The sequence below is a fragment of the Kribbella hippodromi genome (genome assembly GCF_039531045.1).
GTDB lineage: Bacteria > Actinomycetota > Actinomycetes > Propionibacteriales > Kribbellaceae > Kribbella > Kribbella hippodromi.
This window is the reverse complement of record NZ_BAAAPH010000042.1, coordinates 17,640-31,387: the sequence shown is the minus strand read 5'-3', so window position 1 is coordinate 31,387 and position 13,748 is coordinate 17,640. Positions and strand designations below refer to the sequence as shown.

Below are 13,748 nucleotides of genomic sequence, written 5' to 3'. Positions count from 1 at the left end.
GGGCTCGGGATCTTGGGGCGTCGTTTGCCGAGTTCCGGCTGGAGCGGATTCGGTCCGAGTCCATTTCGTTGCGAGACAGCGGGCGGTTGTTTGCCGGGTTTGAGCTCAGCGGCTGATCGCCCTGGACCGGCAGCCGAACGCTCGGCGCGGCGGAAGTCGTCCTGTGGTCGTCCATCCGAGAGCTCAGCGACGATGGGACCAGATCCCCGGCCGGAAGGACCGCAGCTGCGATGCACCTGAAACCGTGGGGCCACATCGAGTCCTTGGTGACGGAAGTATGCGGAGATCGGACCCGGCTGACGGATCTGGTGCTGCGGATCGGACTCGACGCCACCATGGACGTGATCGTCGACGAGCTTCGGTTGCATTGCGACTGTGCACCGGACCAGACCTTCGAAGTTCAGCTCGACGTCGAGTGCCGGGATCAACGTGCGACTCGCGTGCTGACGCTCACCTCAGCCGGGCTGTCGACGCGGACCGGCTGGGAAGGCGCCACCGCGGTGACGATCCGGTTCGAGGCCGTGGAGCTGCTCCGAGCTCTCTTCGGGCCGCCCAATCTGAAAGGTCTCGCGGCCGGCGAGATCAGTTGGTCGAAGGCGTTCCGGGCCGGCGCCACGGACATCGGCGCGGATCCCAAGTCCGTCGCGGAACGCTGGGATCGCCGCTGGAAACCTCCGACGGCCGCGCTGCACGCGGTGTTTGCTCCCTTCTTCAGGCGCGACGGGATACTCGGAGACCTGTCGGTTCGGTTCGGCTCGGACAAGTGGGCCGGCCTGCATTGGTACACCCAGCACTACGAGCGGCATTTCGAGAGGCTCCGCTACGAGCCGGTCAGACTGCTGGAAATCGGTATCGGTGGTTACCACGACCCGCATCTCGGCGGCGCTTCATTGCAGATGTGGCAGCGGTACTTTCCCCGCGGCCTCATCTACGGGTTGGACGTTTTCGAGAAGCCCGGAGTGTTCGGCCCGCGCATCCGGGCAGTGCAAGGAGATCAGGGCGACGCGGAGTTTCTCGATGAGCTGGGCCGGCAGCTGGGGCCGTTCGACATTGTCATCGATGACGGCAGCCACCTGAACGATCATGTTCGAACGTCATTTCAGGCACTCTTTCCGCATGTGTCCACGACCGGCGTGTATGTCATCGAGGATCTCGAGTCCTCGTACCTTCCGCGGCTGGGTGGCGATGACAAGAATTTGGACAACCCGGCCACGTCGATGGGCCTGCTGAAGCTGCTCGCGGACGAAGTCAACCAGGAGGAATTCACACGCGCCGGTTCGCGCACGTCGGGATCAGCAGGCTGGATTACCGGCATTCACCTGTACCACAACCTCGCGTTCGTCGAGAAGGGACGCAACGTCGAGGGGTCCGTGGCAGAGCTTGGCCATGGGATGACCCTGGGCTGATCCCGGCCCAGGGTCATCGCGCGGCAGGTCCGGTAGCGGTTCAGCGGCTCCACAACAGCGGATTCACGTCGTTGTCCCGCAGCTCGTCGCCGACGGTGAGCGTCTCCAGGTATTCCGGCGGCAGCGCCACGTTCGGCCGCCCGTTGTACGTCGAACCCATCGGCATGAACTGCAAAGTCATCGCGCGGCGCGGACGATTCGTCATGTTCGCACCCGCTCCATGCGCGGTGAACGCGTTGTGGAACGAAGCGCTCCCGGCCGGCATCGCGGCCACCGCGGGCTCGATGTCGGCCCACTCCGGGAAGCTGACGAAGAGCGCACCGAGGTCCTTGCCGATCGACGGAGTTTCATAGCGCTGCACCCGCTGGCTGCCCGGGATGAAGGACAAACACCCGTTCTGCGGCGTTGCGTCATCGAGTGCTATCCACATCGACAACGCGGCCGGATTGGCGAATGACCAGTACGGCAGGTCCGTGTGCCAGCTCGTGGGACTCCCCCAAGGTTGCTTGAACAATGCCTGGTCGTGAAACAACCTGATGCCGTCGACACCCGCCAGCTCGGCAGCGAGCCGACCGATGCGGCTGTCCAGCACCAGCTCACGGACCGCGGGCGAGGTCTTCCAGAGGTTCAGGCGCTGGACGAAGACGGTCTGGTAGTACTCGACGTAATTCTCCATCACCTCCTGGATCGGCCGCTCCTTCAGCGCGGTGTAGGCCTTCCGCGCATGCGCAGGAAGATCCGGCCTGCGGAGCATTGCCTCGATGTCCTGCTGCAGTTCCGCGGCCGACCCCGAGGAACTGCTCATCCCAGGGAACATTTCGGAACGCGACTCGACCGCGTCGGTGACCACCGCGCGCCATTGCTCGAGTTCGGCGGGGTTCAGCACCTCATCAAGGATCACGAACCCGTTCTCACGGTAGAACCCGACTTCCTCCGGCGACACCTGCGTTCGCATGCCTGACCTCCACGGCAGCTCGACTCCGATGGATCGATGAAATTTTTGAAACCGCAGTTTCACCAGTTAGCATAGGAGCGGCTCGAGCGCGTACACAAGCCCCGATCCGGCCTGCTGGATCCGAGCGCGACCGGGCCGGGTTCCGTGTATAAGGTCGGGGGCGTGCCTGATATTGATGCTGTGTTTCTTGCGTTGCCGCGGGTGGAGTTGGCTGGGGCCGCGTTGCAGCGGGCTCGGGATCTTGGGGCGTCGTTTGCCGAGTTCCGGCTGGAGCGGATTCGGTCGGAGTCCATTTCGTTGCGGGACAGCGTGCTGGAGAGTGCCAAGGACGATGAGGATCTCGGTCTTGCCGTTCGGGTCATCCACGACGGGACCTGGGGGTTCGCGGCCGGGGTGGCGCTGACCGTTGACGAGGCGGTCCGGGTGGCCGAGCAGGCGGTGAACATCGCGCAGGTGTCGCGGCCGATCAACGCCGAGCCGATCGAGCTGGCGGACGAGTCGGTGTACGACGACGTGACCTGGGTGTCGGCGTACGAGATCGATCCGTTCACCGTCCCGCGCGCGGAGAAGGTCGCGCTGCTGACCGACTACAGCGACCGGCTGCTGAAGGCCGATGGTGTCGCGCATGTGAGCGTCCACGTCGCCGCGGTCCACGAGTGCAAGTACTACGCGAACACGGCCGGCACTTCGTACACGCAGCAGCGGGTGCGGATCGGACCGGACATCACCGCGCACGCGGTCGCCGAGGACCGCTTCGACTCGATGTCGTCGTGCGCGCCGCCGGCCGGCCGCGGCTGGGAGTACCTGACGGGTACGGGCTGGAACTGGGATGACGAGCTGGCCCGGATCCCCGGCTGGCTGGCCGAGAAGATGGCCGCGCCGACCGTCGACGCCGGCACGTACGACGTGGTGATCGACCCGACGAACCTCTGGCTGACCATCCACGAATCGATCGGCCACGCCACCGAGCTGGACCGCGCGCTCGGCTACGAGGCGAACTACGCCGGCACCAGCTTCGCCACCCTCGACAAGCTCGGCACGCTCAAGTACGGATCGCCGGTGATGCACGTGACCGGTGACCGCACCGCGGAGCACGGCCTGTCGACGGTCGGGTACGACGACGAGGGCGTCGCCGGGCAGCAATGGGATCTGGTCAAGGACGGTGTCCTCGTCGGGTACCAGGTCGACCGCCGGATGGCCAAGAAGAACGAGGACGTACTCGGTACGCCCCGCTCGAACGGATGCGCGTACGCGGACTCGTCCGGCCACATCCCGATCCAGCGGATGGCCAATGTCTCCTTGCAGCCGGCGCCGGACGGACCGTCCACCGAGGAACTGATCAGCCGGGTGAAGAACGGGATCTACATCGTCGGCGACAAGTCCTGGTCGATCGACATGCAGCGGTACAACTTCCAGTTCACCGGGCAGCGGTTCTACAAGATCACCGACGGCAAGCTCGACGGCCAACTCCGCGACGTCGCGTACCAGGCCACCACGACCGACTTCTGGGGCTCGATGGAGGCAGTCGGCGGCCCGCAGACGTACCTGCTCGGCGGCGCGCTGAACTGCGGCAAGGCCGAGCCGGCGCAGTCCGGCGCGGTCACCCACGGCTGTCCGTCCGCGCTGTTCCGCGGTGTCCGCATTCTCAACACGACGCAGGAGGCCGGCCGGTGACGGGCATCCAACTCACCCCGCAGGACACGATCGAGCGGGGACTCGCCCTGGCCGCGGCCGAGGGCGCCGACGGCTGCGTCGTCCTGGTCGCGGAGACCTCCAGCGCGAACCTGCGCTGGGCCAACAACACCCTGACCACGAACGGTGCGATGCGTGGCTCGAGCGTGACCGTGATCGCCACGGTCGGCGCCGGCGAGGGTACGGCGGCCGGCGTGATCGGCCGCTCGTCGGTCACCGAGGACTCGCTCCAGGAGATCGTCTCCGCCGCGATCGCGACCGCCCGCGCGGCCGGCCCGGCCGAGGACGCGCGCCCGCTGGTCGAGGGTACGACCGGTGCCGACTGGGCGCTCGAACCCGAGGAGACCTCGGTCGGCGTGTACGAGAAGTTCGCGCCGGCGCTCGGTGAATCACTGCAGCGCGCGACCCAGCAGAACCGCCGCCTGTACGGCTTCGCGGACCACGAGGTCGTCACGCTGTACGTCGGCTCGTCCGCCGGGCTGCGGCTGCGGCAGGCACTCCCCCGCGGCTATGTCTCGTCGACCGGCAAGAACGCCGACCTCAGCCACTCCGCGTGGGTCGGCACCGCCACCCGCGACTTCACCGACGTCGACCCGCTGGCGCTCGACGCCGAGCTGACCCGGCGCCTCGGCTGGGCGACCCGGACTGTCTCGGTGGACGCCGGCCGGCACCCGACGATCCTCCCGCCCGCCGCGGTCGCGGACCTGATGACGTACTTGTTCTGGCAGCTCGACGGCCGGGACGCGTTCGAGGGCCAGACGGTCTTCTCCAAGTCCGGCGGCGGTACGCGCCTTGGTGACACGCTGTCGCCGCAGCCGGTGAACCTGCACTCCGACCCGTCGCTGTCCGGGCTGGAGGCCTTCGCGTTCGCGGTCGCCCGTACTTCGGGCGGTTCGTCGAGCGTGTTCGACAACGGGCTGACGCTGGCCGCGACGGACTGGATCCGGAGCGGCAAGCTGGAGAGCCTGATGACGAGCAGGCACACGGCCGACCTGATCGGCGTACCGGCGGCGACTCCGAACATCGGGAACTACGTACTGTCCGTCGACGGCGCTTCCGGTGCCACCGACGATCTGGTCGCGGGACTGGACAACGGCCTGCTGCTGACCTGCCTTTGGTACATCCGGATGGTCGACCCGCAGACACTGCTGCTCACCGGCCTGACCCGGGACGGCGTGTACCTGGTCGAGAACGGCGAGGTGACCGGTGCGGTGAACAACTTCCGGTTCAACGAGAGCCCGGTCGACCTGCTGGCCCGGTTCACCGCCGCGGGCGCCACCGTGCCGGCGTTCTCGCGGGAGTGGGGCGACTACTTCTCGCGGACCGCGACGCCGCCGCTGCTGGTACCGGACTTCAACATGTCCAGCGTCAGCCAGGCCAGCTGAGCCGGCCCGACTGAAACTAGGCCCGACTGCTAGGCCTGACGGACACCAGAACGCCCCGCGGAGAGCTCCGCGGGGCGTTCTGTGCTGTCTGTGCTGTCTGCGCTGTCCGGGGTGATCAGACGGTCGGGTAACCCGGCTCCGCCGGACCGGCCATGCCCGGGCCGCCGAACCGCTCGGCTGCCTTCGGGTCCGGACCGTACTGGTTGTCCCCGGCGTTGCCCTCCTGGGCGGCCAGCACGATGAACCAGATGAAACCGACGCAGGGGATCAGGTTGATCAGGATCCACCAGCCGGAGCGCCCGGTGTCGTGCATCCGCCGGATCGCCACGCCGATCGTCGGCAGCAGGACGGCGAGGCTGTAGATCGTCTGCAGCCAGCCGCCGGAGGAGCCGTTCGTGCCGAAGTCGAGCCCGAGGATCCGGTCCAGGATGGACAGGATGATCGAGGCGATCGTGCTGAAGAGTACGAACATCCAGTACTCTTTGCGCCGGGCCCGCCCAACGAACACGGCGTACTTCTTGAGGACGTCGATGTACCACTGCATTGCTGTATCTCCGATGGTCGAAGGTAAGACGCGGACAGAGCTTGTCGGAACAGGTTCAATTCGTCAATGCAAGTTTTCGCTTTGGTGACCACACCGCAATCTGGCACGCCGGTTCCGCAGGCAACGTCACCAGTTCGGGACCGTTGCACCTAGACCCGGCTTCAGCTTTCCGTCCGGTTTTCCGCTGCTGTCTCCATCGACGTGTCCGCCGTGGTTCCGGTTCCGTCGGCCTTGGTCATCGTGACCCGCCACAGCTGCCGCCGGCCTTCGAGGTACGGCGCGATCTCGTCCAGCCGCCAGTTCGCGCCGAGCTCGGTCACCAGCGCCTGGTCGAAGAACCGGCCGACGAAACCGTCATGGACGGACAGGCCGTCGCCCAGCTGCTGCCAGTTCTCCGCACACGGGTCGTCCGTCGACCACACCGCGTACACGAATCGGCCGCCGGGGCAGAGCACCCGGTGGATCTCGGCCACCAGCGCGCGCAGCTCGGACGGCGCGAACGCCATGTTCAGCAGGAGATTCGCGAACACCGCGTTGACAGTCGCGTCGGCCGGCGGCAGCGGGTCGCGGACGTCATGCAGCGCCGCGGTCACCCGGTCGTCGAGCCCCTCCCGCTGCGCCGCCAGCCGCAACTGATCGAGCGCCGTCTCGCTGAAGTCGGTCGCATGCACGCTGAAACCCTGCCTGGCCAGGAAAAGCGCGTCCCGCCCGTGCCCCGCGCCCAGCTCCAGCACGTCATCGATGCCCGCGGCACCGAACGCCTCGACCGCCCACCGCGCCGCCGCCGACGGCTCGGCGCCGTGCAGCAATGCCTTCCGTGCGTACGCCGCGTCCCACCGTTCCTGCTGCGCTCTGGCGAGCTCTACATGTCCGCCAGTACTCGAATAGCCGGTGTGTCCAGTGTGCATGGTGGTGCTCCCCGTGTTCGTCCCACCGATCTGGACGATCGACGGACCGCAGCAGCCTACGTCAACAACGTCCCGTAGACGTAGCCGAAAGCCGATCAGTTCCGTCCAGGTGGCCAAATCGGCTTGTTATCCACAGCTTTACCCACAAGCTCAACTCAAACGCTTGCGCGCGCAGTCACTTCGCTGTGTGTAGTGGGTTCGGGATGGTTCCGGTGGAGGGGATCGGCGGCCGGGTGTCGAGGTCGGCGTAACCGAGCGTGAGCCGGTAGCCGTTCAGCGGAAAGCGCAGGAACGTCTCGGCGGTCAGGGCAGTGGCGGCCAGCCGGTCGGCGTACTCGGGGTGGGCGGCGGCGTAGCGGTCGACTTCAGTGCGGGCAATGGACCAAAAGGCGGATTCCGGGATCAAGTTGCGGGCGGCAAGCGGGTTCAGTACGCCGAGGAGCAGCGCGTCGACCACGTACTGGCGGAGGATGTGCCACGGCTTGCGGGGCAGGACGCGGTCGTGCGAGTCGGGCTCGATGCCACGGGCAACGACGGGGGTGGTGGAGACGTTGATGTCGTCGACCAGGTCCTTGATCACCAAGCGGGCGGGCAGGCCGTGAGCGTCGCAGATGACGGCGAGATTCTCACCGTGAGGGTTGACGGTGATGCCGTAATGGTGCAGAACGTGCAGCAACGGACGCAGCAAGGTCGACAACAGGCGGGTGAGCCAGATCTCGGCGTCGACGCCGGCCCGGGCGATCAGGGCGTCGGCGAAGCCGGGATGGAGTACGGCGGCCAGCGGCCAAACAGATTCGCCTTCACGTAACCGAGGGTCGATCGGATCCCGCCAGATGCAACCGAGGGTCTCGGTCCACTGGTACGGAATGCCGGGGTGGCCGGACAGTTGCGGGTGGCGGACAGTGACGGAGGCGACCTCGCCGAGGAGTTCCGTACCGAGCTCGCGCAGGACTTCGTCATCGGACCAGAGGCCGCGAAGCCACTGGGTGATCATGGGTGCAGCCAACGTACAGTGCTCCGGGATGCCCCGGTAGACGGACGTGTTGAGGATCTTGAGCGGCAACTTGACCTGGTACCGGTCGTGGTCGGCGAGGTTGACCATGGTGCGGATCGACTGTGTGGGCAGGTAGTCCTCGGGGCTCTCCCCCAGCACGACGACCTCGCCGGTAGCCAGTTCACGGGCCCACTGGGTCCGTACGACGTGGTCCAGCTGCCACGGGTGGCACGGGAGCCAGACGTACGCGTCGGGGTCGTCCAACTGGTCGCGGAACGCCGCTATGACGTCCGGTGGTAGCTCGTGTTTGATGACTGCATACTCCGAGAGGTCTGGCGTGCCGCGGAACTCGGCCAGACCGCGCCGTACGGCCAACCAGGTGAGGCGGAGAGGTGTACGCGCCTCGGGGGCGTAGCGCTCGCTGTCGGCGGCGGAGAAGCCCAACCGGCCCTTGTTGGCCACCAGCAGCGGGTGGCCGGTCAGATGGCCCTCCAGGCGGCTGTGGTGCAGGTCGAGCAGCTCATCGGCCGGTACGGTCGTCGCAGCCATGCGTACGTCGGCTGCGAGCGTGCTGGTGAGCTCGGCGACGTACCCGGCTACCGTCGGCCCGTCCACGCCCAATACCGCGGCGGCTTCGACGAAGAACTGGATCGGGTCGGTAGCAGGCTCGCTCTCGTCGTTGCCGAGGATGCCTGCGGTCGTACGCCGGATGGACGCCGGATCGACCCGCCAACTGCCGAAGCCACCACGGGTTGCCTCGAACGTGTACGCCACCGGTCCGAGGTCCAGGCGGTTGTCGACGGGTTGGAGTAGTCCCTCGGTGCAGAACTGGCCGATCAGCTTGGCCAGGAGTTCAGCTGAGCAGGTGGACCATGCGTTCATGACGCTCCGGGGACGGCGAAGGTGGTGAAGGCGGTGGACTTGGGCAGGCGGTACACCTCGCGCCCGGCGATGCTGTTCAGGATGCCCGCGTTGCGGATCGCGCCGATGCCCAGGTCCGGTGCGGCGACGCCGTGACTGTGCAGGTCGGCGTTGGCAACGAAGATGCGGCCGGCCAACTGCTCGTCTGCAGCTTGGACGCTGTGGTCGCGGTTGATCACCCACCGACCAGCCGCGTCGTGCTGGATCTGCTCCTGCAGTGACTCCATGAAGGGCAACGACCGGTTCCGATAGCCGGTGGCCGCTACTACCGCATCTGTCGTGTGCTGGAACGTCCTACCGCTGTCAGCGTGCAGCATGGTCAACTCAAGCCCGTCGGCACGCGCCACTGCCGACACCACGGCTACGCCACACTGTAGGTCAGCCCGTAGATCCCTTGCGTACAAGACGTCGTGGATGTCATCCAGCGTCTCTGACGAGATGCCCTTGTAGTGCCGCCACTGCTCCTTCACCAACCTGTCACGGACTGGTTCGTCCAGTGCGTGGAAGTAGTCGACGTACGACGGCGTGGTCATCTCCAGGACCAGCTTGGAGTAGTCAAGTGGCGCGAAGGACGGCGTACGCGTCAACCACGACACTGCGGGGCGATCTGCTCGTAGCAGGTCCAGCGCGCACTCCGCACCGGATTGGCCTGAACCGACGACAGTTACCCGTCCAGTACGCAGGAGGTCGTCGCGGCGGAACAGGTAGTCCGCGGAGTGCAGGAAACGCTCCGGCGGCAGCCCCGCTAGTGCATCCGGGACGAACGGCTCAGTGCCGACGCCTACTACCAGGTGGCGCGCTTCGTACGTCTCCAGTACGTCCCCGCGCTCTACTGTCAGCTCGAAGTGCGATCCGTTCCACACGGCGTTCCGTACGTGGTGTCCGAAGCGCAGTGAGTCGAGCTGTGCGGCACACCAGCGCAGGTACGTCTCGTACTCACGTCGCGTCGGATGGAACTTCTCGCGTACGTAGAACTGGTACAGCCGGTCGTTGTCCTTCAGGAAGGACAGGAACGACAGGTGGTGCGCCGGTTCCACCAGACTGACCAGGTCCGCCAGGAACGACACCTGCAGCATCGCGTCCTCGAACATCAGTCCGCGGTGCCAGGTGAACTCGGGCCGGCTGTCCAGCACTGCGAGTTGCAGGTCGTCCACACCGTCGGCCAGTGCGGCCAGACCGAGGTTGAACGGTCCTGCGCCGATCGCGATCACGTCGTACATCTAGTGCCTCCTACGGACCATCAGCAGTGCTGTCTTGTCGGGCAGGTGCAGCTCCCCAGACGCTTCGAAACCGGCTGCACCGAACGCACGGACGGATGGGGTGTTCTCCAGGTCCGGCTCCGCCACTACCCGGCTACAGGCTGGTTCCGCGTGCAGTAGCGCGTCGGCGAGCGACCGGAGCAGCTGGCGGCCGAGCCCACGTCCGACTCGGGTGACATCGCCGATCGCGACATGCACACCCCAGTCGTGCTCCTCGTACGCGTAGTGCTCCGCCAGGCGGTCATGCCGTACGCGATACAACTCCACGTACCCGAACTCCTCCGCGTCGACCGAAGCCACGCACGGCGCCGAATGCACACCAGCTGTCTGCCGCTCGATCTCCTGCGCCCAGCGCTCCACCGGCCAGTCCTGCTTCCACCAGTGCTGGATGTGCGGCTGAGCCATCCAGAGAGCGATCCGCGGCGCGTCGGACGAGTCAGCTGGACGCAGCGCGAACCCACCGTCCAGGTTGAGCTCGTACTTCACCGGAGCGGGTTGGGGATGTCGAGGTACACCGACTGGGCGTCCAGTGGCGCCACTACCTCGTCGATACCGCGTAGCCGAGTCAACATGTTCGCCTTGCACGGCAGCGTGTCCGCTTCGAGCCATCTGCGTGCCAACCGGTCGCCGTCCGGACCAGCGGACTTCAACAGCGGCAGCGCTGCCGTCAACCGCTCCCGGACCACACCGAGCAGCTCCCCCTCGTCCGCCATCCCATCCGCTGCAAGACAGCCGACAACAGCCAGCGCCTGGTTGTGCAGCAGGTAGTAGGTCAGTCGATCGTCGACAATCGGATCGTCCACCACCGCCAGCGTCGAGTCCCGCAGTCCGGTCACCGCCAGCAGGCTCCGGAGGTACGACGACGCCAGGTAGTACCCCTGGTTGTCGCGGTACGCGCCGCCCCTGATCCGCCCGAGCCCATCCAGCCGTACGAGCGTGTTCTGCTGATGCGCTTCCAGACCGATACCGGTCTCGGCGTACAGGTGCAGCATCGGGATCAGCACATTGTCGATGTACTCCGCCACCCACGCGGCCGGGTCCTCGGCGGCGAACGCACTGAGCCGGCTGATCCCGCCTGGGCGCGGTGCGACGAGACCTGCCAAACATGCATAACTGTTGACGTCTGCCGGCACTTCTCGTACAGCAACGTCAAGACCAGTCAATGTTGGTCCACCTTCGTCAAGAGCAACCCAAGCCGGGTCGCGGACGATGCTGAAGCGCGGATGCGCGGTCGCCGTGCCGGCGTTGTACGCGGCGTCCAGCAAGCGGTTGATCTCCAGACCACGGCGCAACTCGGTCGGCGTCGACTCCCGCCGCGAGTTGGTGATCCGCAACCCGAGCGACAGCTTCAGCATCACCGGCAGATCCGGGTGGAACAGCGTCCGCAGGCTCGACGTCGGATACCACTGCGCCCCCTGCGGACCTAGGGACTTCACGCGGCCCGCCGCGACCAGCTCGGCGACTCGCGGCCGCTGTAGCACCGCCGCCGCCTGCCAGGGGTGCGCGGGAACCAGCACCCGCCCGTCCGACGGAGTGATACCGGCCAGCGCGCCCATCAGCTGTAGAGCGTCCAGTCCCTGCAGTGAGGGCGCGCCGGCCACCTGGTCCGACGACACCAGCTCGGCGTCGGCTTCGAACCAGTGCACTGCGAAACGACCGCCGAGCTCCGGCGAGTACGCCGCCAGCTCTGCGCCGCTCAGTCCGTCCCGGCTCTTCGGCGCCGGGTGATTCAGGTGCCCGAACAGCAACGCCTGCTCGAACTCCAGGAAGCGTCCAGGCCCCCGCTCACCATCGGCTTCCTCGACAAAGCGCGCGACGTTGCGTACGGACTCGGCCGTACGCGCCGCCAGGTCGTCGATCTCCGCCGGGTCAGCGTCCGCGGACAGCACCCGTACCAGGTCCTGAGGCGCGGGCGGGGCACCGTCCAGCAGCACGTCCGTGAACTGATGCAGACCAGTCCGGGACGCGTGCTCGACCCGGGCCGTCACGGTCGACGCGCCGACCGTCAGCGTCAACGGCCCGGTCGCGACCGGAACCGAGGCCTCCCGGGTGTAGCACCGCAGAATCGCGTTCAGATGGGCTTCGACAGCTACTTCGACTGCTATTGGGCTCACGCCGCTCCCTCGCCGGTCAGGACGTCGAGGCCGGTGGCCACGACCTGGTCGAGCAGTTCCTCGATGTCCGTCGCGGTCGCGTTCGGGTTCAGCAGCGTCAGCTTCAACGCGACCGTCGCCGGCCGGCCACCGCGAGCAGGCAGCTTGGTCCGGCCGATCAGCACCCGGCCGGACGTCAGCAACCGGCGCCGGACCTCCCCCTGGACCGCGTCCACTCCGGCCGGGTCCAGGCCCTGCCCGGCGACCCGGAACAGCACCGTGGTCAGGGTCACCGGCGCCAGCAACTCGAGGTTGCTGTCGGCAACGACCCGGGCCGCGGCGGCATGCGCCAGCTCGTGGCAGGTGTCCAGCATCGTGCCCAGCCCGGACCGGCCGTACGCGGTCAGCGTGGTGGCAACCTTGACCGCATCCGGACGCCGGGTGGTCTGCAGGCTGCGGCCGAGCAGACCGTCCAGCCCGCAGTCGATGTCGTCGGCCGGGTTCAGGTAGTCCACCGACCGGTCGAACGCGGCGAGCCTGGTCCGGTCCGCGACCAGCAGCACACTGGTCGCGGCCGGCTGCCAGCCGATCTTGTGCAGGTCGAGCGTGACCGAGTCCGCCAGTGCCACCTCGGCCAGCAAGGGCGCGAGCCGCTCGGAGAACAGTGCGCCGAACCCGTACGCCGCGTCGACGTGGACCCAGACGTCGTGCTTGCGGGCCAGCTCGGCGATCGGTGCGATGGGGTCGATCGAGCCGAAGTCCGTGGTCCCGGCCGTGGCGATCACCGCGATCGGAGTCCGGCCCGGTAGCGCGAGTTCGTCCGCGAGTACGTCCGTACGCATCCGGAAGTTCTCGTCGGACGGGATCGTGATCACGGCTTCCTCGCCGAGCCCGAGCGCGGCGCAGGCTCGCTGGACCGAGAAGTGCGCGAGCTCGGAGCAGAACACGACCGGGCGGTGCAGTCCCTGCAGACCGTTCCGCCGTACGTCGATCCCGGCCGCGGCGGCCGCGCTGTCACGGGCAATCAGTACGGCGAGCAGGTTCGAGATCGAACCGCCCGGGGTCAGTACGCCATCTGCTTCCCGGCCGAAGCCGGCCAGGTCGGCCAAGGCGCGTACGACCCACTGCTCGATCGCCAGCGTGGCCGGACCGGAGTCGTACGTGTCCATCGAGGCGTTGCTCGCCGACGCCAGCGCATCCGCGTCGACGGCCACCTGGAGCACCGGCGGCTGCAGATGCGCGGCCGCGTGCGGGTGGCTCAGGTCGATCCCGCTCTCCGCGAGCAGCCCGGCGATCAGGTCGAGCGCGGCGGACTCCCCCACGCCGGTCGACGGCACCCTCGGCTCGCCCAGTACTTCGGCCGCGCGCCGCAGCACCACGCCCGGCGAACCGTGCGGCAACGGACCCCGATCCCGGTCCGCAACTGTCGAGGCCAGCGGCCAAAGGTTGGTGAACGGGGTGCGGAGAGGTGCGGTCACGGCGGTCAGACGCGCGGGCTGCGGCATCCAGTGCTCCCGGGAAGTTGTCGAGTAAGGCAACCCTTACTAAGGCAGCCCTAACTTTTGCCCGCCGCACGCACGGTGTCAACTCG

General features: G+C 67.2%; 11 protein-coding genes. 3 read left to right on the top strand and 8 right to left on the bottom strand.

Annotated elements, in window-relative coordinates; all coding sequences use genetic code 11:
- The first annotated feature begins 230 nt into the window (after window positions 1-230).
- Entirely contained in the window at window positions 231-1,406 is a 1,176-nt protein-coding gene (locus ABD260_RS36950; RefSeq protein WP_344241552.1) for a hypothetical protein, read from the top strand.
- Between the two features lie 40 nt (window positions 1,407-1,446).
- Here the strand turns inward: ABD260_RS36950 and ABD260_RS36945 are convergent, their stop codons facing one another.
- Window positions 1,447-2,361: a phytanoyl-CoA dioxygenase family protein gene (locus tag ABD260_RS36945; RefSeq protein WP_344241550.1), complete on the bottom strand. Its 915-nt coding sequence runs from the start codon at window positions 2,359-2,361 to the stop codon at window positions 1,447-1,449.
- A 162-nt stretch (window positions 2,362-2,523) separates the two neighbouring features.
- Here ABD260_RS36945 and ABD260_RS36940 point away from each other — a divergent pair, with 162 nt between their 5' ends.
- Both ABD260_RS36940 and ABD260_RS36935 read left to right on the top strand, forming a co-directional pair.
- Window positions 2,524-4,035: a TldD/PmbA family protein gene (locus ABD260_RS36940; RefSeq protein ID WP_344241548.1), complete on the top strand. Its 1,512-nt coding sequence runs from the start codon at window positions 2,524-2,526 to the stop codon at window positions 4,033-4,035.
- On the top strand, window positions 4,032-5,438 hold the full coding sequence (locus ABD260_RS36935) for a metallopeptidase TldD-related protein (RefSeq protein WP_344241546.1): 1,407 nt from the start codon (window positions 4,032-4,034) through the stop codon (window positions 5,436-5,438). Before ABD260_RS36940 ends, ABD260_RS36935 begins: the two co-directional genes overlap by 4 nt.
- A 115-nt stretch (window positions 5,439-5,553) precedes the next feature.
- Here ABD260_RS36935 and ABD260_RS36930 read toward each other — a convergent pair whose 3' ends face one another.
- From ABD260_RS36930 to ABD260_RS36900, 7 genes are all read right to left on the bottom strand, one after another.
- Window positions 5,554-5,982: a DUF805 domain-containing protein gene (locus tag ABD260_RS36930; RefSeq protein ID WP_344241544.1), complete on the bottom strand. Its 429-nt coding sequence runs from the start codon at window positions 5,980-5,982 to the stop codon at window positions 5,554-5,556.
- Window positions 5,983-6,143: 161 nt separating this feature from the next.
- Window positions 6,144-6,890, bottom strand: coding sequence for a class I SAM-dependent methyltransferase (locus tag ABD260_RS36925; RefSeq protein ID WP_344241542.1), 747 nt, complete (start codon window positions 6,888-6,890; stop codon window positions 6,144-6,146).
- Between the two features lie 175 nt (window positions 6,891-7,065).
- Window positions 7,066-8,766 carry an IucA/IucC family protein gene (locus tag ABD260_RS36920; protein WP_344241540.1) on the bottom strand — a complete coding sequence of 567 codons (1,701 nt, stop codon included), beginning with the start codon at window positions 8,764-8,766 and terminating at the stop codon, window positions 7,066-7,068.
- Entirely contained in the window at window positions 8,763-10,025 is a 1,263-nt protein-coding gene (locus ABD260_RS36915) for a lysine N(6)-hydroxylase/L-ornithine N(5)-oxygenase family protein (protein WP_344241538.1), read from the bottom strand. The genes ABD260_RS36920 and ABD260_RS36915 overlap by 4 nt, the downstream gene beginning before the upstream one ends.
- Window positions 10,026-10,550, bottom strand: a complete 525-nt coding sequence (locus ABD260_RS36910) for a GNAT family N-acetyltransferase (RefSeq protein ID WP_344241537.1) — start codon at window positions 10,548-10,550, stop codon at window positions 10,026-10,028.
- Window positions 10,547-12,178, bottom strand: a complete 1,632-nt coding sequence (locus ABD260_RS36905; RefSeq protein WP_344241536.1) for an IucA/IucC family protein — start codon at window positions 12,176-12,178, stop codon at window positions 10,547-10,549. Before ABD260_RS36905 ends, ABD260_RS36910 begins: the two co-directional genes overlap by 4 nt.
- On the bottom strand, window positions 12,175-13,662 hold the full coding sequence (locus tag ABD260_RS36900; protein WP_344241534.1) for a pyridoxal phosphate-dependent decarboxylase family protein: 1,488 nt from the start codon (window positions 13,660-13,662) through the stop codon (window positions 12,175-12,177). The genes ABD260_RS36905 and ABD260_RS36900 overlap by 4 nt, the downstream gene beginning before the upstream one ends.
- Window positions 13,663-13,748 lie beyond the last annotated feature (86 nt).